22 protein-coding genes are annotated in these 20,352 nt (G+C 34.9%); all 22 read left to right on the top strand.

Translation table 11 applies throughout. The features are described 5' to 3' along the window. The first annotated feature begins 10 nt into the window (after positions 1–10). The 22 genes from rplS (at position 11) to fliJ (ending at position 20,334) form a co-directional block, all read left to right on the top strand. The gene (gene rplS, locus ACFPM4_RS03340; RefSeq protein WP_144920168.1) at positions 11–355 is read left to right on the top strand and encodes a 50S ribosomal protein L19; all 345 of its coding nucleotides are present in this window, start codon (positions 11–13) and stop codon (positions 353–355) included. 160 nt (positions 356–515) lie between these two features. Continuing rightward, positions 516–1,058, top strand: a complete 543-nt coding sequence (gene lepB / locus ACFPM4_RS03335; protein ID WP_382347687.1) for a signal peptidase I — start codon at positions 516–518, stop codon at positions 1,056–1,058. A gap of 18 nt (positions 1,059–1,076) precedes the next feature. Further along, positions 1,077–1,934, top strand: coding sequence for a ribosome biogenesis GTPase YlqF (gene ylqF / locus ACFPM4_RS03330; protein WP_382347684.1), 858 nt, complete (start codon positions 1,077–1,079; stop codon positions 1,932–1,934). 76 nt (positions 1,935–2,010) lie between these two features. Next, positions 2,011–2,778, top strand: a complete 768-nt coding sequence (locus ACFPM4_RS03325; protein WP_382347681.1) for a ribonuclease HII — start codon at positions 2,011–2,013, stop codon at positions 2,776–2,778. Positions 2,779–2,797: 19 nt separating this feature from the next. Continuing rightward, a complete protein-coding gene (locus ACFPM4_RS03320) occupies positions 2,798–4,051 on the top strand; it encodes a hypothetical protein (protein ID WP_382347678.1) in 1,254 nt (417 codons plus the stop codon). After that, positions 4,048–4,332: an EscU/YscU/HrcU family type III secretion system export apparatus switch protein gene (locus tag ACFPM4_RS03315; RefSeq protein WP_144920159.1), complete on the top strand. Its 285-nt coding sequence runs from the start codon at positions 4,048–4,050 to the stop codon at positions 4,330–4,332. The genes ACFPM4_RS03320 and ACFPM4_RS03315 overlap by 4 nt, the downstream gene beginning before the upstream one ends. 97 nt (positions 4,333–4,429) lie before the next feature. Then, the gene (sucC, locus tag ACFPM4_RS03310; RefSeq protein ID WP_382347675.1) at positions 4,430–5,590 is read left to right on the top strand and encodes an ADP-forming succinate--CoA ligase subunit beta; all 1,161 of its coding nucleotides are present in this window, start codon (positions 4,430–4,432) and stop codon (positions 5,588–5,590) included. 69 nt (positions 5,591–5,659) lie between these two features. Beyond that, a complete protein-coding gene (sucD, locus tag ACFPM4_RS03305; protein WP_382347672.1) occupies positions 5,660–6,562 on the top strand; it encodes a succinate--CoA ligase subunit alpha in 903 nt (300 codons plus the stop codon). Between the two features lie 264 nt (positions 6,563–6,826). Further along, positions 6,827–7,513 (top strand): DNA-processing protein DprA, encoded by a 687-nt coding sequence (gene dprA / locus ACFPM4_RS03300; protein ID WP_382347669.1) that lies wholly within the window; start codon positions 6,827–6,829, stop codon positions 7,511–7,513. 203 nt (positions 7,514–7,716) lie between these two features. Then, positions 7,717–9,792, top strand: a complete 2,076-nt coding sequence (topA, locus tag ACFPM4_RS03295; RefSeq protein WP_382347666.1) for a type I DNA topoisomerase — start codon at positions 7,717–7,719, stop codon at positions 9,790–9,792. Positions 9,793–9,898: 106 nt separating this feature from the next. Continuing rightward, a complete protein-coding gene (xerC, locus tag ACFPM4_RS03290) occupies positions 9,899–10,798 on the top strand; it encodes a tyrosine recombinase XerC (RefSeq protein ID WP_382347664.1) in 900 nt (299 codons plus the stop codon). Between the two features lie 26 nt (positions 10,799–10,824). Further along, a complete protein-coding gene (gene hslV, locus ACFPM4_RS03285) occupies positions 10,825–11,367 on the top strand; it encodes an ATP-dependent protease subunit HslV (protein ID WP_144920147.1) in 543 nt (180 codons plus the stop codon). 50 nt (positions 11,368–11,417) lie between these two features. Next, entirely contained in the window at positions 11,418–12,830 is a 1,413-nt protein-coding gene (hslU, locus tag ACFPM4_RS03280) for an HslU--HslV peptidase ATPase subunit (RefSeq protein WP_318280857.1), read from the top strand. Positions 12,831–12,937: 107 nt separating this feature from the next. Next, a complete protein-coding gene (gene codY, locus ACFPM4_RS03275) occupies positions 12,938–13,717 on the top strand; it encodes a GTP-sensing pleiotropic transcriptional regulator CodY (protein WP_382347659.1) in 780 nt (259 codons plus the stop codon). Between the two features lie 274 nt (positions 13,718–13,991). After that, positions 13,992–14,381 (top strand): flagellar basal body rod protein FlgB, encoded by a 390-nt coding sequence (gene flgB, locus ACFPM4_RS03270; protein WP_382347656.1) that lies wholly within the window; start codon positions 13,992–13,994, stop codon positions 14,379–14,381. Position 14,382: 1 nt separating this feature from the next. Continuing rightward, complete coding sequence (flgC, locus tag ACFPM4_RS03265; protein WP_144920142.1) at positions 14,383–14,841, top strand: flagellar basal body rod protein FlgC; 459 nt, start codon at positions 14,383–14,385, stop codon at positions 14,839–14,841. A gap of 14 nt (positions 14,842–14,855) precedes the next feature. Then, positions 14,856–15,158, top strand: a complete 303-nt coding sequence (fliE, locus tag ACFPM4_RS03260; RefSeq protein WP_382347653.1) for a flagellar hook-basal body complex protein FliE — start codon at positions 14,856–14,858, stop codon at positions 15,156–15,158. Positions 15,159–15,190: 32 nt separating this feature from the next. Further along, complete coding sequence (gene fliF / locus ACFPM4_RS03255; protein WP_382347650.1) at positions 15,191–16,786, top strand: flagellar basal-body MS-ring/collar protein FliF; 1,596 nt, start codon at positions 15,191–15,193, stop codon at positions 16,784–16,786. A 12-nt stretch (positions 16,787–16,798) separates the two neighbouring features. Next, a complete protein-coding gene (fliG, locus tag ACFPM4_RS03250; RefSeq protein WP_382347647.1) occupies positions 16,799–17,806 on the top strand; it encodes a flagellar motor switch protein FliG in 1,008 nt (335 codons plus the stop codon). Positions 17,807–17,822: 16 nt separating this feature from the next. Further along, on the top strand, positions 17,823–18,569 hold the full coding sequence (fliH, locus tag ACFPM4_RS03245; protein ID WP_382347644.1) for a flagellar assembly protein FliH: 747 nt from the start codon (positions 17,823–17,825) through the stop codon (positions 18,567–18,569). Then, a complete protein-coding gene (fliI, locus tag ACFPM4_RS03240; protein WP_382347641.1) occupies positions 18,566–19,891 on the top strand; it encodes a flagellar protein export ATPase FliI in 1,326 nt (441 codons plus the stop codon). The genes fliH and fliI overlap by 4 nt, the downstream gene beginning before the upstream one ends. Then, positions 19,888–20,334 carry a flagellar export protein FliJ gene (gene fliJ, locus ACFPM4_RS03235; protein WP_382347638.1) on the top strand — a complete coding sequence of 149 codons (447 nt, stop codon included), beginning with the start codon at positions 19,888–19,890 and terminating at the stop codon, positions 20,332–20,334. Before fliI ends, fliJ begins: the two co-directional genes overlap by 4 nt. The last annotated feature ends 18 nt before the right edge of the window (positions 20,335–20,352 follow it).

Raw genomic sequence — 20,352 nt, 5'->3', positions numbered from 1 at the left:
GATGAATACGATGCACAAAATTATTGAAGAAATTACAAAAGACCAGCTTCGCAATGATTTACCAGCTTTTCGTCCTGGTGATACAGTACGTGTACATGTTAAAGTAGTAGAAGGTACTCGTGAGAGAATCCAGTTGTTCGAAGGTGTTGTAATCAAACGTCGTGGTGGTGGAATTAGTGAAACTTTCACTGTTCGTAAGATTTCTTACGGAGTAGGAGTTGAGCGTACATTCCCTGTACACACACCAAGAATTGCGAAACTAGAAGTAGTGCGTCGCGGTAAAGTTCGCCGTGCGAAACTTTACTATCTACGTGAATTACGTGGTAAAGCAGCTCGTATTAAAGAAATCCGCTAAAATTATATTTTTACGGAATATAAAAGCAAAAGAAGTAAAAGGGGCTTGGGTACAAGCTCCTTTTATTTTTGGTTAAACTTTTATTACGGTTAAACTTACTGTACAATAGGGTATACATAAAAAAATATAGGCTGCATTTAATGGATGGATGGTGAAATGAATGGTAAAAGGGAAAAATGAATTATGGGAATGGACGAAGGCACTTTTAATTGCAATTGGTTTAGCTGCAGTGATTCGCTACTTCCTATTTGCGCCAATCGTTGTGGATGGGCATTCTATGATGCCAACTTTACATAATGGAGATCGTATGATAGTTAATAAACTGGGAAAACCTGAGCGATTCGATATTATTGTATTTCACGCGCCAGAACAGAAAGACTATATTAAACGAGTAATCGGCCTCCCTGGTGATACAGTGGAATATAAAAATGATGTGTTATACATAAATGGGGTTGCATATGAAGAACCTTACTTAGATAAATATAAAGCACAAGTAAAAGACGGCCCTCTCACACAAGATTTTAAATTAGAGGATTTACCAAGTGACCATAAAACTGTTCCTGAAGGTGAATTGTTTGTAATGGGGGATAACCGCCGTTCTAGTAAGGACAGTAGGCATATAGGTACTATTCCTATGGACAAAGTAATTGGTGACACCAGTGTTGTCTATTGGCCTATTAAAGATATTAGATATGTTAAGTAGTAATGGAGGTATATTTTCATGACAATACAATGGTTTCCAGGGCATATGGCAAAGGCGCGCCGCGAGGTTACGGAAAAGCTGAAACTAGTAGATATAATCTTTGAACTAGTTGATGCTCGAATACCTATTTCATCCTCCAATCCAATGTTACAAGATATCATTCAGCAAAAACCAAAATTAGTTTTATTAAATAAAGCTGATATTGCAGACCAGAAATTAACTAACCGTTGGATCAAACATTACGAAGAGCAAGGAGTTAGAGCATTAGCTATTAACTCACAGGCTGGTAGTGGAATTAAAGATATTGTTTCGACTTCGAAGATTATACTTCATGATAAACTAGAACGACATAAGGCAAAGGGATTAAGACCTCGTGCCATTAGAGCAATGATTATTGGGATTCCGAATGTTGGTAAATCCACTTTGATAAATCGTCTAGCAAAACGAAATATTGCTAAGACAGGTAACACACCTGGTGTAACAAGATCTCAACAATGGATAAAAGTTGGTAAGGAACTAGAGTTACTAGATACACCTGGAATACTTTGGCCAAAATTCGAAGATCCAGAGATTGGCTATAAATTAGCACTTACAGGAGCAATAAAGGATACATTATTAGATATGCAAGATATTGCTGTGTTTGGTTTGAATTATTTAAAAGCTAACTATGAAGAACGCTTAATAGATCGATATCAGTTAACAGAAATACCAGATGAAATAGCAGCCCTCTTTGATCAAATAGGGACGTTTAGGGGTTGTTTAACATCAGGAGGAGAAGTAGATTACGATAAGACTGCTGAAGTAATCGTACGGGATATACGAATGCAAAAGCTAGGTAATATTACACTGGATTTACCAGAAGTAGCTCCTGTATAATTTAGACCCCACTAGTTGGGGTCTAAATTTTTTATTGGATTCAACCGATATTAAGTAGTAGAGAGGATAAGTTGTAATGAAAAGACTATCTATTCAAGAAGTAAAGACCATATTACAAACAATAGAAAACCAAGATGATCCCTTCCTAGCTCAATTTAAAAATGATACTCGAAAAGGGGTCCAACAATTACTAGCTAAATGGCAAAAAAATAGAGAGCAGGAGCTAGCTGATTGGGACCATTATCAATCCATGATGAAATATGAAAACAAAGCTAGAGTACAAGGATATAACATGATTGCGGGGATTGATGAGGTAGGGCGTGGTCCATTAGCTGGTCCCGTTGTTTCAGCTGCGGTTATTTTACCAGCAAATTGCTATATTCGTGGACTTAATGATTCAAAGAAATTGAATGAAAATAAACGAGAAGAACTATACGAGCATATTAAAACACAAGCCATCTCTATTGGTATTGGTGTTGTAGATGCTAATGATATTGATCAAATTAACATTTACGAAGCAACAAAAAAATCAATGCAATTAGCAATTCTTAACCTAAATGTCGAACCAGATTTTCTGCTTATTGATGCGGTTAAATTAAACAGTATTTATCCAGAAGAATCTATTGTTAAAGGTGATGCAAACAGTGTTTCCATTGCTGCTGCATCCATAATTGCCAAAGTTACAAGAGATAGGATGATGAAGAAGTTTCATCAACTATATCCAGAATATCATTTCGATAAAAACATGGGCTACGGAACTCAAATTCACTTAGATGCGATTAATGAATACGGACCATGTGAAATTCACCGAAAAACATTTGCTCCTATAAAAAAAGAAATTTAATTGTAAGGGGGAATTGTATATGAGGTTGCAAGCTTCCTTCCAATCACTGTTGGAAAAATCAATTTTAAAAAATAAAACTCCTTTGCAGTTTAGTGTGAATCAAATTTTTCATGGAAAAGTATCGAAACTATTTCCAGGTTCGTTTGCAGAAATAAAACTAGGGGAACAAAAAATGATTGCAAAACTGGAAGTGCCACTAGTTAATGGGAAGGGGTATTGGTTTCAGGTCATCTCTAATGATAGTGAAGTTAAATTGAGAATGTTACCAACAAATCTTGAAAATAATAACGGATTGCTACAATACATGAATATTCCGAATACGAAGACTAACAAAGCACTTTTGCGTTTTTTACAGGAACATAATATCCCTCTATCTAAAAATGACATAGCTCAAATTAGTCATTTATTGACTTTATCTAAGGATATGGAAAAAAGCTTGCAAGTAGTACGCATGATGCACACGCATAATATGGCATTTAATGAAAAAATATTTCTCTCTTTACTGTCAGTGAATAAGGATATATCCCTTACAAATCTCCTTGCCTCTCTCCAGGATGCTCTTCTTGTTGAGAGAAACAAAACGGACTCAAGTCATAAATTGTTAACCCATTTAGAAGTGATGAGAACCAATAATGTGTTGTCAGGAAATAGTAATCTTGAATTAGCACAGATGCTGAAAATTGCCCAAAACCAGACTGGTGCATTTTATGAGGCTAATGTATTACATAATGAATTGAATAAAGAGTCGATTCAGCATTCTTTAAAGCCATTGTTAGTACAACTATTACAAGATGATTCTATTTCGATGAAGACAAGAGAAATTGTAGAACAAATGTTATATAGAATGAATGGGATGCAGATAGTATCTAATGATTCTAATGGGTTCCAGCAACTTATGTACGAAGTACCGATAAATTTGGCAGGACATAAAACCGATTTAACGATGCAATGGTCGGGGAAAAAGACAAAAGATGGTACAATTAGTGCTGACTTCTGCAGAATAATATTTTACTTAGATTTACAATATGTTCACGAAACTATAGTAGATATGCAAGTGCAAAATCGCATCGTCACAGTGAATATATTTAATGAAAATGAACACATCAAAGCGTTAGCACAACCATTTATCGAACCATTACAAACAGGACTAAAGGCTATAGGATATCAATTAGCAACAGTCCATTTTTCAGGATCTCAAATAAATAATTCGAAGAAAGAAAAGAAATTTATGTCTGTTCATCAACCATATTCAGGAGTTGATATACGAATATGAAATCACAGCAACCTAATAGAAATAGGCTTGAAGCAGTTGCACTTAGTTATGATGTTGAAACTAACCATGCACCACGTATAATTGGGAAAGGTAAAGGATTCGTAGCCGAAAATATTATAAAAAAAGCACATGAAAACAACATACCAATTCAAGAAGATTCAACCCTGTTAGAATTATTAAGTCAAATAAATATTAACGAAACAATACCCGAAGAATTATATAAAGCAGTTGCAGAAGTTTTTGCGTTTGTTTATAAAATTGATCAAATAAATAAACAATAGTAATATCTTAAAAATTATAATATTGGACATATTGAAATCGTTTTAATACAATATAGATGGCAATTTATTTTTTAATTGTATGATTGGAGGATGGGTAATGAATATCCACGAATATCAAGGTAAGGAAATCCTCAGGAAATATGGGGTTACGGTACCTAATGGTAAAGTTGCTTTCACTGTTGAAGAGGCTGTCGAAGCAGCCAAAGAACTTGGGTCTGAAGTTTGTGTAGTTAAAGCACAAATCCATGCCGGAGGAAGAGGAAAAGCTGGTGGAGTAAAGGTAGCGAAAAATCTGGAAGAAGTTCGTACATATGCGGATGAAATACTAGGAAAAACGTTAGTAACTCATCAAACAGGACCAGCAGGAAAAGAAGTGAAACGGTTATTAATTGAAGAAGGCTGTGATATTAAGAAGGAATATTATGTCGGCCTTGTAGTTGATCGAGCAACTGACCGTGTTGTTTTAATGGCTTCTGAAGAAGGCGGTACAGAAATTGAAGAAGTTGCAGAGAAAACACCAGAAAAAATATTTTATGAAACAATAGATCCTTTAGTTGGATTAACTGGATTCCAAGCTAGAAGAATAGCTTTTAATATTAATATCCCAACACAATTAGTTGGAAAAGCAGCAAAATTCATGTTGAGTCTTTATAATGCTTTTGTTGAAAATGATTGTTCTATTGCTGAGATTAATCCATTAGTCGTAACAGGTGATGGAAATGTAATGGCGCTAGATGCAAAGTTAAACTTCGATTCCAATGCATTATTCAGACATAAGGATATTGTCGAATATAGAGATTTAGATGAAGAAGATCCAAAAGAAATTGAAGCATCTAAATATGACCTTAGCTATATTTCTTTAGATGGAAATATTGGTTGTATGGTAAATGGTGCAGGTCTAGCAATGGCAACAATGGATATAATTAAGCATTATGGTGGCGATCCTGCGAACTTCCTAGATGTAGGTGGCGGTGCTACTGCAGAAAAAGTTACGGAAGCGTTTAAAATTATCCTTTCAGATGAAGCTGTGAAAGGAATTTTCGTTAATATCTTCGGGGGTATTATGAAGTGTGACGTTATTGCTACAGGTGTAGTAGAAGCAGCAAAACAAATTGATCTAGATGTACCACTTGTTGTAAGACTAGAAGGTACAAATGTAGACTTAGGTAAGAAGATACTACAAGAATCAGGATTAAATATTATTGCTGCGGAATCAATGGCGGATGGCGCAGAGAAAATTGTCGAATTAGTAGGATAATAGCTTATTAAATGAAGATTAGAAGAGAGTAAATGTCTTCCGTAAGAATTTTGAAAGGCAGGGAAAAAAATGAGTGTATTTGTCGATAAAAATACAAAAGTAATCGTACAAGGAATTACAGGATCAACAGCATTGTTTCATACAAAACAAATGTTAGAGTATGGAACGAAAATTGTAGGCGGAGTAACACCTGGAAAAGGTGGAACAGAAGTTGAAGGTGTTCCTGTTTTTAATACAGTTGCCCAAGCAGTTGAAGAAACAGGTGCAAATGCTTCTGTTATATATGTGCCTGCACCATTTGCTGCTGATGCAATTCTAGAAGCTGTTGATGCTGAATTAGATCTAGTTATATGTATTACAGAACATATTCCAGTACTAGATATGGTGAAAGTGAAACGTTATATGGAAGGTAAGAAAACACGTCTTATTGGACCAAACTGTCCAGGAGTTATTACAGCAGATGAATGTAAAATTGGTATTATGCCAGGATATATTCATACAAAAGGTCATGTTGGTGTAGTTTCCAGATCAGGAACATTAACATATGAAGCGGTACATCAATTAACTCAAGCAGGAATCGGACAAACAACTGCTGTAGGTATTGGTGGTGACCCTGTAAATGGGACGAATTTTATCGATGTACTAAAAGAATTTAATGCGGATCCTGAAACTGAAGCCGTTATCATGATCGGTGAAATCGGAGGTACTGCAGAAGAGGAAGCTGCCCGTTGGGTGAAAGCGAATATGACAAAACCAGTAGTTGGCTTTATTGGTGGGCGTACTGCACCTCCAGGAAAACGTATGGGTCATGCTGGAGCTATTATCTCAGGCGGTAAAGGAACTGCAGATGAGAAAATTCGCGTTATGAATGAATGCGGAATACAAGTAGCAGAAACTCCATCTGTTATCGGGGAAACACTGATTAAAGTATTAAAAGAACAAAATCTTTATGATAAATGTAAAACCCATTAATTAGTTAAAGGGATGCCTCTACAATATAGTAGAGGCCCCTTTTTACATACAATAAAAGAAAGGAGCTTGATTTCTATATTTAGGGAAAGACTATTTCATCTTGTACATATTCGACATTTGTCGAGTAGCGAGATTAGAAAAATACTTAAAGTTGACCCTCAATTAACCAACCTTTATAATATGTCTTCATCCGAACTTCAACAAATTCTCCAAATAAATTCCGACAAAATGAAGCTAGTTCTGCAAGAATTTTCAAAAGTGAATGTGAAGAAGTTGTTATCACTATACAAATCTAGAAATATTCATTATATGACTTACTTTGATAGTGAATACCCTTATATGTTAAAAGAAATTTATAACCCTCCTTTATGCTTATTTTATATAGGTAATAAGACTTTACTAGAGCGACCAGCTCTTGCTGTAGTAGGAGCACGTGATGCCAGTTTAGAGGCATTTCATTCTATTAATATGATTTTACCTGGATTGATTAAAGAAAATATTGTAATTGTGAGTGGGCTTGCAAAGGGAACAGATACAATTGCACATGAACGCGCAATTGCAAACGGAGGAAAAACGATTGCCATTCTTGGAGGCGGGTTCTTTCATTTATATCCGAGTGAAAATAAAGAACTTGCAAATGTTATTGCTCGCGAACATTTACTTCTTTCAGAGTATCCACCATTATGGAAACCAGAGAAGTGGTATTTTCCAATGCGGAACAGAATTATTAGTGGTCTTTCAATTGGAACCCTTGTTATTCAAGCGAAGAAAAGAAGTGGATCGTTAATAACAGCTGATATGGCATTAGAATCAGGAAGAGAAGTATTTGCAATTCCTGGTCCTATTACGGAAACATTATCAGAAGGAACGAACCACTTAATTCAACAAGGTGCAAAACTTGTCACAAATAGTTCTGATATACTAGAAGAATTACAATTAGATATGTTCTGATGTGTTTTAAGATTGGATATAATAAGTAAATATAAAATTTAAAAAACTTGCAATTACTTGGATAGTAGGATAAATTTTCAAATGACGAGTAATCGAAATTTTCTAATGTATAAATTCATTTCATTGACAAAATGAAATGAGCCATTTAGTATTTACTCTGATTCATTAGAAGGGATTTCAAATTCCTTCAAGGAGGATTGTGCATGTCGGATTTTTTAGTAATTGTGGAATCGCCAGCTAAAGCGAAAACAATTGAACGATATTTAGGAAAAAAATATAGAGTGAAAGCATCCATGGGGCATATTCGTGATTTACCGAAAAGCCAAACGGGTGTAGATGTAGAAAATAACTATGAACCAAAATATATTACAATAAGGGGTAAAGGCCCAGTTTTAAAGGAACTTAAAACAGCTGCTAAAAAAGCGAAAAAAGTATACCTAGCTGCTGACCCGGACAGAGAGGGAGAAGCAATTGCTTGGCACCTTGCTCATAGTCTTGGTGTTAATTCTGAATCAGATTGTCGGGTAGTCTTTAATGAAATTACAAAAGATGCAGTTAAAGAAGCTTTTAAGCATCCACGACCAATTAATATGGATTTAGTAGATGCCCAACAAGCCCGTAGAATTTTGGATAGACTTGTAGGCTATAATATTAGCCCTTTATTATGGAAAAAAATAAAAAAAGGCTTAAGTGCAGGTCGTGTACAATCTGTAGCAGTTAGGTTAATCATTGATCGTGAAAAAGAAATTGCAAATTTTATACCTGAAGAGTATTGGTCCATTGATGCTGAGTTTTTAAAGGGAAAAGAAAACTTCCAAGCCGCTTTTTATGGCATTAATAATAAAAAAACAAAACTTAGTTCAAAAGAAGATGTTGATTCTGTAATGTCAAAAATAAATGGGAATCAATTTGAAGTAGTATCGGTAGTGAAGAAAGAGAGATTGAGAAATCCATCCTTACCTTTTACAACATCATCTTTACAACAGGAAGCAGCTAGAAAATTAAATTTCCGTGCTAAAAAAACAATGATGTTAGCTCAACAATTATATGAAGGTATTGATCTTGGGAACGAAGGAACAGTAGGTCTTATCACATATATGCGTACTGATTCAACGAGAATTTCTGAGTTAGCACAAAACGAAGCTGTTGAAGTAATATCTTCTTTATTTGGTAATCAATATGTAAAGAATGGTAATCAAAAAGCGAAGAAACAAGCTAATACACAAGATGCTCACGAAGCAATTAGACCTACAAGTGCATTACGGGAACCAAATTCCGTAAAATCATTTTTAAGTAGAGATCAATTTAGATTGTATAAATTAATATGGGAGCGATTCGTTGCAAGTCAAATGGCTCCTGCAATTATGGATACAATGGCAGTTACTTTGAAAAATGGTGAAGTGTATTATCGAGCAAATGGATCGAAAATTAAGTTCCATGGTTTCATGAAGTTATATATTGAAGGAACGGATGACCAACAAGAAGAAAAGGAAAATATGTTACCAGAACTTGTTGAAGGTGATATAGTAAAAGCAGAAAAACTGGATCCGAAACAACATTTCACACAACCACCACCAAGATATACAGAAGCAAGGCTCGTTAAAACGCTTGAAGAACTAGGAATTGGAAGACCTTCCACTTTTGCTCCTACTCTTGATACGATTCAACGACGTGGCTATGTTGCACTTGATAACAAAAGATTTATCCCTACAGAACTAGGGGAAATTGTCCATGAAATGATTGTAGAATTTTTCCCTGAAATTATAAATGTTGAATTTACTGCTCAAATGGAAAAGTCACTTGATGAGATTGAAGAAGGAAAGATTGAATGGGTAAGTATTATTGATGATTTTTACAAAGGTTTTGAGAAAAAGTTAAAAGTTGCAGAAGAAGAAATGGAGAAAGTAGAAATAAAGGATGAACCTGCAGGAGAAGATTGTGAGAATTGCGGGCATCCAATGGTGTTTAAGATGGGCCGTTTCGGTAAGTTTATGGCATGTAGCAACTTCCCTGATTGTAGAAATACAAAACCAATTGTAAAACATATTGATGTCAAATGCCCTAAATGTAGTGAAGGAAATGTAATTGAAAGGAAAAGTAAAAAGAAAAGGATTTTTTATGGTTGCGACCGTTACCCTGAATGTGATTTCCTTTCTTGGGATAAACCTATAGCAAGACATTGTCCGAAATGTCAAGATATGCTCGTAGAAAAGAAACTAAAAAAAGGTATACAAGTTCAATGTGTCCAATGCGATTATAAGGAACAAACCGTTCAATAATCTTAATGCTAGAAATAATTCAAAACTTTGTGAAAAATTTGTAACATTCATTGCAAAGGCTGCTAAATTATGTTAATATTTAGTAGCCTTTGTGAGGTGGATAATAATGGATAAGACTACTAATGGATTTGTAAATTCCTTTATAGAATACTTGCAAATTGAAAAGAACTATTCGGAGAATACGATTAATTCGTATAAAAAAGATATAGAACAATTTTTATTATTTTTACATGCTGAGGGAATAGTTGTTACTGACGTTGAATATTTTAATGCGCGCTTATACGTTACAGAACTATACCACCAGAAAATATCTAGAGCAAGTGCAGCAAGAAAGATATCATGTATACGAAGTTTTTATAAATTTCTATTAAGGGAACAAATTGTCAAGGAGAATCCATTTGCATTAGTAATTCAGCCGAAAAAAGAAAAGAAACTCCCAAGCTTTTTTTATGAAGAAGAATTAGAACTACTATTTGATGTTTGTAGGGAACCAACACCACTAAAAATACGAGACCTTGCTTTACTAGAATTACTTTATGCAACAGGAATCCGTGTTAGTGAGTGTGCTAATATTCAATTAAGTGATATTGATTTTGATATTGGAACTATTCTTGTAAAAGGAAAAGGGCGGAAAGAACGCTATGTCCCCTTTGGTAGCTTCGCTCATGAAGCTATACAAAAATACATTGAAGAAGGTAGAAGTGTTTTAATGCAAGAAAAAGAAAAGCACACCTTCTTATTTGTAAATTCACGTGGTGGACCACTAACTACTAGAGGGATTCGATATATCCTTTCTAAAATAATCGAATCGGCTGCTCTTACAGGCAAAATCCATCCCCATATGCTTCGCCACACATTTGCCACTCATATGCTTAATAATGGAGCAGATATGCGTACTGTTCAAGAATTACTTGGTCATGATAATTTATCTTCAACACAAGTATATACACATATTACAAAAGAACATTTAAGAAAAACATATATGAACCATCACCCACGTGCTTAAAAAATAATGAGCAGGAAGGAGATATTATGGATCAATTTCATGCAACTACTATTTTTGCTGTTCAACATGATGGAAAAAGTGCAATGGCTGGAGATGGACAAGTGACGTTTGGAAACGCAGTTGTGATGAAACATACTGCAAAGAAAGTACGGAAATTGTTTAATGGAAAAGTAATTGCAGGATTTGCTGGATCCGTTGCGGATGCCTTTACTCTGTTTGAAAAATTTGAGGGAAGACTACAAGAATTCAATGGAAATTTACAACGTGCCGCTGTTGAACTTGCAAAAGAGTGGCGTAGTGATAAAGTATTGCGAAAACTAGAAGCAATGTTAATCGTAATGGATAAGGATAACTTATTACTTGTTTCTGGTACAGGTGAGGTAATCGAACCTGATGATGGCATACTTGCTATTGGTTCTGGTGGGAATTATGCATTATCTGCAGGACGTGCACTAAAACATTACTCGGGAGAACATTTAACTGCGAGAGAAATAGCGAAGGCTTCTCTTGAGATTGCTGCAGATATTTGTGTGTACACAAATAGAAACATTATTGTTGAAGAACTTTAACTCAAAGGAATGTAACCCAATCTTTTATTTATATCAAAGGAGGGGACAATTTGGTAACTGAAATAAAGGGGTTAAATATGACTCCACGCCAAATCGTTGAGAAACTTGATCAATATATTATTGGACAGAAAGAGGCGAAAAGAGCTGTTGCTGTTGCACTCAGAAATCGATATCGCCGTGGAAAGCTTGATCCGAATTTAAGAGATGAGATCATACCTAAGAACATTCTTATGATTGGTCCTACCGGAGTAGGTAAAACAGAAATTGCTAGACGCATGGCAAAACTAGTTGGTGCTCCGTTTGTAAAGGTCGAAGCCACTAAATTTACAGAAGTAGGCTATGTGGGTAGAGATGTGGAATCAATGGTACGCGATTTAATGGAGACATCTGTACGAATTGTAAAAGAAGAAAAGATGTTAGAAGTAAGAAGTCAAGCAGAGAAACAAGCTAATAGCAGACTGGTGGAATTATTAGTACCAGCTAAGAAGAAGTCAGAAAGCTTTAAAAATCCATTTGAGATGATATTTGGTAATCAACAGCAGGAACAAGATGATCAAAGCTCTCAAGAAGAAATGAACTTAAGAGACCGTCGAAGAGTTATTGCTGAAAAACTTGCAAATGGCGAATTAGAAGATTCAATTGTACAAGTAGAAGTGGAAGAACAACAACCTTCTATGTTCGATATGTTACAAGGATCTGGTATGGAACAAATGGGCATGAACATGCAGGATGCTTTCAGTAGTCTAATGCCGAAAAAAAAGAAAAAAAGAAAATTGCCTGTTAAAGATGCAAGAGTTGTATTGACGAATGATGAAGCTCAGAAACTAATTGATATGGATGAAGTCTCTCAAACGGCAATTAGAAGAGCAGAGCAAACAGGTATTATTTTTATCGATGAGATCGATAAAATTGCAAGTAAAGGTAATTCATCATCTTCTGCGGATGTATCGAGAGAAGGGGTCCAACGTGATATTCTTCCAATCATCGAAGGTTCCACTGTAGTTACAAAATACGGACCAGTGAAAACAGATCATATTCTATTTATTGGTGCAGGCGCATTTCATATTTCGAAACCTTCTGACTTGATTCCGGAACTTCAAGGTCGTTTTCCTATTAGAGTGGAACTAGAGAAATTATCTGTGGAAGATTTTGTGAGTATTTTAACTGAGCCAGATAATGCATTAATTAAGCAATACATAGCATTAATGGCAACAGAAGGTATACAAATCGAATTTTCTGACGATGCTATTCACAGACTTGCTGAAATAGCGTTTAATGTTAATCAGGAGACAGATAATATCGGTGCTAGAAGATTGCACACTATCATGGAAAAATTACTAGAAGACTTATCGTTTGAAGCGCCCGATGTTACATTGGAGCTAGTGAAAATAACACGTGCTTATGTGGATGAAAAACTAAATGCGATTTCTAAAGATAAAGATTTGAGTCAATTTATCTTATAATGTTTTAAATCAAAATTATCAGGGTAAGATATTACTGAGAATTCTAATTAATTAAAAATCAAACTACTGATTATCGTTTATATAGAATAATATTAGGAGGAAATCTAATGGAATTATTATCAAGAACAAGAACAATTAATGCAATGCTCCAAAAAGCTGCAGGAAAACCGGTTAATTTTAAAGAAATGTCAGAAACTCTAAGTCAGGTGATTAATGCGAACATTTTCATTCTTAGTCGTCGTGGAAAATTAATTGGTTACGCTGTAAATCAACAAATTGAAAATGAAAGAATGAAAAAAATGCTCGAAGAAAGACAATTTCCTGAAGAGTATACGAAGAGTCTATTTAACATTACAGAAACATCTTCTAATATCGGAGTGGATAGTGAGTATACAGCGTTCCCTGTAGAAAACAAAGATTTATTTAGCAATGGTTTAACAACAATCGTACCTATTATTGGAGGCGGTGAACGTCTAGGCACACTTCTACTTTCTCGTCTTGAGGAAAACTTCCAAGATGATGATTTAATCTTAGCAGAATATGGTGCAACAGTAGTAGGTATGGAAATTCTTCGTGAAAAAGCAGAAGAAATTGAGGAAGAGGCTAGAAGTAAAGCTGTTGTACAAATGGCGATTAGCTCACTATCGTATAGTGAATTAGAAGCTATTGAACATATTTTTGAAGAGTTGAATGGCAGCGAAGGATTATTAGTAGCATCAAAAATTGCAGATCGTGTAGGAATTACACGCTCCGTAATTGTTAATGCATTGAGAAAGCTTGAAAGTGCTGGAGTAATCGAATCACGTTCACTTGGGATGAAAGGTACATATATAAAAGTCCTAAATTCTAAATTCCTACAAGAACTTGATAAGTTAAAGTCTAATTAAATAATTAAATAGTATAGCAATAATAAAAGTTACTGGACTTTAGTCTGGTAACTTTTTCTTTGTTTTGTGGGCAAAAAGCGCTAAAAATATGGGTGTCTAAAGTACTATTTTCTATAATTTGGACAAGATTGTCACAAATTCGGTCCGACATATATAGACGAAATATGACAAAAATAATACAATGAGATAGATGTGTAATGAATGTGTAATGAAATATATATAAGGTGATTATTTGTATTAATTTCGTAATGTAAAAAAACGGTGGTGTTAAATATTGAATTTATTTTCAAACAATATTAGCTTACTTGAAAAAGGATTAGATTATTCTGCATTAAAGAATAAAACAATTGCGCAAAATATTGCGAATGTAGATGTGCCTAATTACAAAAAGAAAACAGTTAGTTTTAAAGAAGTTCTTGCTGATTCAACTAAACATATCGATACTTATAGAAGCGATCCTCGTCACTTCCCAATCTCCATTAAAAACAGCAGTCCTACTATCCAAACTTCTACCAATTGGCAGTACCACCACAACGGAAATAATGTCGATATAGATAAGGAAATGTCGGATCTTGCAACGAATCAAATTTACTATCAAGCATTAGTAGAAAGAATTAATGGGAAATTCTCAACTCTTCAGAATGTCATAAAAGGAGGTAGGTAGGATGTCTCTTTTTCAGAGTATGGGTATTACATCATCAGCATTAACAGCACAACGCCTAAGAATGGATGTTATTTCTTCAAATATGGCAAATGTTGATTCAACAAGAGGGAAACTTGTAAATGGAGAATGGCAACCTTATACAAGGAAAATGGTTGTGATGGAGCCGAATGAGCAATCATTTGCTTCTGTACTACAATCTGTTAGAGGTAACCAAAATGATAAAAACAATTTAAATGGTGTACGAGTATCAAACATAGTGGAAGATGATTCTCCGTACCGACTTGAATATAATCCTTCTCATCCTGATGCGAATGATGAAGGATATGTACAGTTACCTAATGTAGATCCATTGAGAGAAATGGTTGATTTAATAAGTGCAACAAGATCTTATGAAGCAAATGTTACAGTACTTAATGCAACGAAATCTATGTATGTGAAAGCTTTGCAAATCGGTAAGTAAAAGGAGGATTCGTGTTGGCTATTAACAGTGTTAGTATCGCAAACTTACAGCCCATTAATCTAAATAATAACAGTAACCAGTTATCAAAAAAATCACAGGTTAGTTTCAATGAAATATTAAAAGCAGCTGTTAACAATGTGAACGATGCACAGGTGCAATCAGATATTGCGACAGAAAAATTAATTAAAGGCGAAAAAATTGAACTACATGATGTGATGATCACTGCACAAAAGGCATCCATTTCATTGCAATTAGCGATGGAAGTGCGCAATAAAGCGGTGGAAGCATATCAAGAAATGATGAGGATGCAAGTTTGATGAGTGCATGCTATTTGGTAAGGGGTTTATAAATGAAAGAGAATATAAACAATAAAATTGCTAGTTTGAAAGAATATTGGTCAAACAGAACTGGAAATCAAAAAATAATTATTATTGGTTCGATAGTTGTTTCCCTTATTTTAATTGCTAGCATTTTTTATTTTGTATCTAAACCAAGATTAGTTCCATTATATACAAATTTGACTCCTTCTGAGACAGGAACTATTAAAGAGAGTCTAGATGCTAAAGGGATTCAATCAGAGATATCCAATGGTGGTACAACCATTAAAGTCCCAAAAGAAAATGTAGAAACTCTCCTAGTTGAACTTGCTGCAGAGGGTGTACCAGAATCAGGTAATATTGATTATTCTTTCTTTGCTAATAATGCTGGTTTTGGTATGACAGATAATGAATTTAATGTAATGAAGTTAGAGGCCACACAAACAGAGTTAGCAGAACTGATGAGAAGTATTGAAGGAATTGATCAGGCAAAAGTAATGATAACTCTGCCAGAAAAAGGTGTATTTCTCAGTGACGCTAATGAATTTGCTTCTGCATCTATTATATTGCATACCAAACCAGGACATAGCTTCGATGAAAAACAAATCAAGTCATTGTATCATCTAGTGTCCAAAAGTGTTCCTAACCTACCGACTGATAATATTGTTATTCGTAATCAGTATTTAGAGTACTTCGATCTAAATGAGCAACAATATGCGGATAATGGGTTTACTCAACAAATGCAAATAAAAAAACAAATTGAACGAGATATCCAACGCCAAGTACAGAATATGCTTGGTACATTAATGGGTTTTAATAAAGTAGTTACATCCGTAACTGCTGATATAGACTTCACTCAAGAAAATCGTGAAGAAAATTTAGTACTACCTGTTGATGAGGAAAATATGGAAGGTATTGCTATAAGTGCTCAACGTATCACAGAGACATATACAGGAAGTGGAGATATGGCTGGAGGAATTCCTCCTACCGGTGATGAAACAGATCCAAATAATGGTCAATATCTAGAAGGAACCAATGGTAATGGTGATTATGAGAGAACGGAAGAAATTATCAATAATGAAATAAATCGAATCAGAAAAGAGATTGTTGGAAGTCCTTATAAAATAAGAGATCTTGGAATCCAAGTGATGGTGGAACCACCAAATCCAGATGATATGAATTCATTTCCTGAGGCAAGAAAACAGGATATACAACAACTATTATCAACTATCATCAGGACATCGATTGATAAAGAATCAGGAACAGATATTTCAGATGAAGCGATCCAAGAGAAGATTGCAGTTTCTGTACAACCATTTAATGGCAAGGTGGAGATGACGGAAACACCTAATAATAAAATGCCTTGGTTGGTGTATGCGATGGCCGGCCTACTTTTAATACTAATCGGTGTCATTATTTATTTAATGATGAAACGAAAACGAGATGTAGTTTCAGAAGAAGAGCTGTATGAAGTTGAAGAATTAGAAGATGACCCAATCGAAATACCAGATTTAAATAATCCTATCGTAACAGAAGCAGAACTGCGCAAAAATCAATTGGAAAAACTCGCGAAAGAGCAACCAGATGAATTTGCTAAATTACTTCGTACTTGGTTAGCGGAGGAATAGGAGGGGTGCTAATTGGCAAATAAAGGCTTAACTGGAAAACAGAAAGCGGCAATTTTACTAATTTCATTAGGCCCAGATGTCGCCTCGTCTGTCTATAAGCATTTATCAGAAGAAGAAATGGAAAAATTAACATTAGAAATTTCGAATGTAAGAAAAGTTGATTCACAATCGAAAGAGGAAGTATTGGAAGAATTCCATAATATCGCTATAGCGCAAGATTATATTTCACAAGGTGGAATTGGCTATGCAAAGACAGTGTTGGAAAAGGCATTAGGTCCCGAACAAGCGTCGATTATTATTAACCGACTTACCTCTTCACTACAAGTACGACCATTTGATTTTGCGAGAAAAGCGGATGCTAGCCAAATATTAAACTTTATTCAAAACGAGCATCCGCAAACAATTGCCTTGATACTTTCATATTTAGAGCCAGAAAAAGCTGGACAGATATTATCTGAATTACCACAACAAATGCAAACAGATATTGCCAAGAGAATTGCAATCATGGATCGAACATCTCCAGAGGTAATCAGTGAAGTAGAAGCAATATTGGAAGAAAAATTATCTGCTACTGTAACACAGGATTATACACAAACCGGTGGTATTGAATCTGTTGTAGAAGTACTAAATGGAGTCGATAGAGCAACGGAGAAAACGATATTAGATGCACTTGAAATTGAAGATCCTGAATTAGCAGAAGAAATTAAAAAGCGAATGTTTGTCTTTGAAGATATCGTTACATTGGACAATCGTTCTATCCAGCGTGTAATTCGGGAATGTGATAACGAAGATTTATTGTTAGCACTAAAAATTTCAAGTGAAGAAGTGAAAGAAATTCTATTTCGCAATATGTCCTCCCGTATGGTGGAGACGGTTAAAGAAGAATTACAGTATATGGGACCAGTTAGGCTACGAGATGTAGAAGAAGCACAAATGAAAATCGTTAGCATTATTCGTAGACTAGAGGATACTGGAGAAATCATCATCGCCCGTGGTGGAGGAGATGACATAATTGTCTAGGCTTATTAAACGGCAAATGACACCTATAAATCCTTCAAACTCTAAGATTATTGCTTTGAAGAATGTTTTTATAGAAGAGTCGGTGAGTGAAGACGCGAATTCCAACTCATTACTTGAAGAAGAAAGAGAGAGAATCCTTCAAAATGCTGATATCGAAGCAAGGCAAATGGTACAACAAGCACAACTTCAAGTACAAGAAATGATGAAACAAATAGAAAAAGAAAAAGCAGATTGGGAATCTGAAAAGAAAATACTAGCAGAAAAAGCCTATGCAGAGGGCTTCGAGAATGGTAAGAAAGATGGTCAAGCAAGTGGATACGAAGAGTATGTAGATCTTATCAGTCATGCACAGCAAATTGTTGAAAGTTCAAAGACTGCATTTGTAGAACATGTGGAACAAGCTGAGAAATCAATATTAGAAATTGCGATTGCTGCATCAGAAAAGATAATGCGAACAAGTTTAATGGAAGATAAACAAAAATTTATACCTATTGTGACGAGTGCACTTAAGGAAGTACGTGAATATAAAGAGATTCAAATTCATGTTCATCCTGCTCAGTATGAATCCTTACTTGCAGAAAAAAAAGAATTAGAAGCTGTATTCCCACATAATACACAGTGTTTTATATATCCTAATGCCGAACTTGAAGAATTCACATGTTTAATTGAATCCGATAAAGGCAGGATTGATGCATCTCTTTCAACTCAATTAATCGAATTAAAAGAAGCATTACTACATTTACTAGAAGGTAATGAAGCATGAAGGCAAATAACCTAATTCCATACATGAATAATATTGATACTTTCAAAAGATATGGGAAAGTAAGTAAAGTGGTTGGATTAATGCTGGAATCACAAGGACCAGATTGCAAAATAGGGGATGTATGTATCATTCATGCAGGCGGAAAGAGAAAGGACAAAAAAATATTAGCTGAAGTAGTTGGTTTTAAGGAGCAATCTATCATACTTATGCCTTATTCAGATATACAGGAAGTAGCTCCCGGCAGTCTTGTTGAAGCAACATCGAGCTCTCTCCAAATTAAAGTAGGACCTGAACTAATAGGTAGAGTTGTAGATTCATTAGGTGAACCAATGGATGATTTTACATTGCCAGTTGGAATGAAAACTACGCCTATTGATCGAAACCCACCAAGTCCGTTAAAAAGGCCACCCATATCAGAAAAATTAGAAGTCGGTGTTCGAACAATCGATAGTTTATTAACGGTTGGGAAAGGACAAAGATTAGGAATATTTGCTGGTAGTGGTGTTGGTAAGAGTACACTTTTAGGAATGATTGCTCGTAATACAAAGGCTGATATTAATGTCATTGCATTAATCGGCGAACGTGGTCGTGAAGTAAGAGAGTTCATCGAAAGAGATTTAGGTCCTGAAGGTCTAAAAAAATCAGTAGTAATTGCAGCTACCTCTGATATGCCTGCGCTAATGAGAATAAAAGGTGCATTTACTGCTACTGCCATTGCAGAGTATTTTCGTGATAAGGGACATGACGTAATGTTTATGATGGATTCGGTAACAAGGGTTGCGATGGGACAAAGAGAGGTTGGATTAGCGATTGGAGAACCACCAGCAACTAAAGGCTATACACCCTCCGTTTTTTCGATATTGCCTCGTCTATTAGAAAGAACGGGGACTAATGAGAAAGGCTCGATAACTGCCTTTTATACAGTTTTGGTAGACGGTGACGATATGAATGAACCTATCGCAGATGCAGTTAGAGGGATCTTAGATGGACATATTGTACTTGACAGAGAATTGGCAAATAAAGGACAGTATCCTGCTATTAATGTATTAAAAAGTGTAAGTAGATTAATGAATCATCTGTCTAGTAAAGAACATCGGTATGCAGCCGAGAAGTTTCGTGATTTGTTGAGCACGTATATGAATTCAGAGGATTTAATTAATATTGGAGCATATAAACGTGGTGCATCTAAAGAAATTGACGCAGCAATTCAAGCATATCCAAATTTAATTTCATTCTTGAAGCAAGAGACAGATGATGCTGTTTCCTTATCAGGTAGTATTAATGCTTTGATTCGTTTAATAGAAACAGGTGAGATAAATTGACCTACAATTTTAAATTTCAAAAAATACTAGATTTAAAAGAACGAGAGAAAGATGAAGCTTTTAGCAAATATCAAGAGTCTGTTCAAAAATTTGAAGTATATGCTGAAAAGCTATTTGAACTCCTGAAAAAAAAGGAAGATTTAGAGAAATTACAATTACAACAGATTTCTACAGGTCTTTCTGTTATGGAAATCAGGCATAATCAGTCGTTCCTTTTAAACCTACAGAAAACAATTGACCATTATCAAAGACTTGTTATTAATGCAAGAAATACAATGAATTTCAGAGAAGAACAATTAAAAGAAAGTAATATTGAAATGAAAAAATATGAAAAAATGAAAGAAAAAAGTTATAAATACTATTTAAAAATGGTCGATAAGATTGAAAATATCCGCCTTGATGAATTTGCTTCACAGCAATACTTTCATCGAGGAGAAAGATAGGTGATAAAGTGGATAAAG

Source organism: Lederbergia graminis (genome assembly GCF_042655485.1).
Classification (GTDB): domain Bacteria; phylum Bacillota; class Bacilli; order Bacillales; family Bacillaceae_C; genus Lederbergia; species Lederbergia graminis.
This window is presented reverse-complemented; position numbering and strand designations above follow the sequence as displayed.

Bases quoted from the DNA above. Each gene is read 5' to 3' on its own strand.
- rplS (WP_144920168.1), top strand. From the start codon at position 11: ATGCACAAAATTATTGAAGAAATTACAAAAGACCAGCTTCGCAATGAT.
- lepB (WP_382347687.1), top strand. From the start codon at position 516: ATGGTAAAAGGGAAAAATGAATTATGGGAATGGACGAAGGCACTTTTA.
- ylqF (WP_382347684.1), top strand. From the start codon at position 1,077: ATGACAATACAATGGTTTCCAGGGCATATGGCAAAGGCGCGCCGCGAG.
- ACFPM4_RS03325 (WP_382347681.1), top strand. From the start codon at position 2,011: ATGAAAAGACTATCTATTCAAGAAGTAAAGACCATATTACAAACAATA.
- ACFPM4_RS03320 (WP_382347678.1), top strand. From the start codon at position 2,798: ATGAGGTTGCAAGCTTCCTTCCAATCACTGTTGGAAAAATCAATTTTA.
- ACFPM4_RS03315 (WP_144920159.1), top strand. From the start codon at position 4,048: ATGAAATCACAGCAACCTAATAGAAATAGGCTTGAAGCAGTTGCACTT.
- sucC (WP_382347675.1), top strand. From the start codon at position 4,430: ATGAATATCCACGAATATCAAGGTAAGGAAATCCTCAGGAAATATGGG.
- sucD (WP_382347672.1), top strand. From the start codon at position 5,660: ATGAGTGTATTTGTCGATAAAAATACAAAAGTAATCGTACAAGGAATT.
- topA (WP_382347666.1), top strand. From the start codon at position 7,717: ATGTCGGATTTTTTAGTAATTGTGGAATCGCCAGCTAAAGCGAAAACA.
- xerC (WP_382347664.1), top strand. From the start codon at position 9,899: ATGGATAAGACTACTAATGGATTTGTAAATTCCTTTATAGAATACTTG.
- hslV (WP_144920147.1), top strand. From the start codon at position 10,825: ATGGATCAATTTCATGCAACTACTATTTTTGCTGTTCAACATGATGGA.
- codY (WP_382347659.1), top strand. From the start codon at position 12,938: ATGGAATTATTATCAAGAACAAGAACAATTAATGCAATGCTCCAAAAA.
- flgC (WP_144920142.1), top strand. From the start codon at position 14,383: ATGTCTCTTTTTCAGAGTATGGGTATTACATCATCAGCATTAACAGCA.
- fliF (WP_382347650.1), top strand. From the start codon at position 15,191: ATGAAAGAGAATATAAACAATAAAATTGCTAGTTTGAAAGAATATTGG.
- fliH (WP_382347644.1), top strand. From the start codon at position 17,823: ATGACACCTATAAATCCTTCAAACTCTAAGATTATTGCTTTGAAGAAT.
- fliI (WP_382347641.1), top strand. From the start codon at position 18,566: ATGAAGGCAAATAACCTAATTCCATACATGAATAATATTGATACTTTC.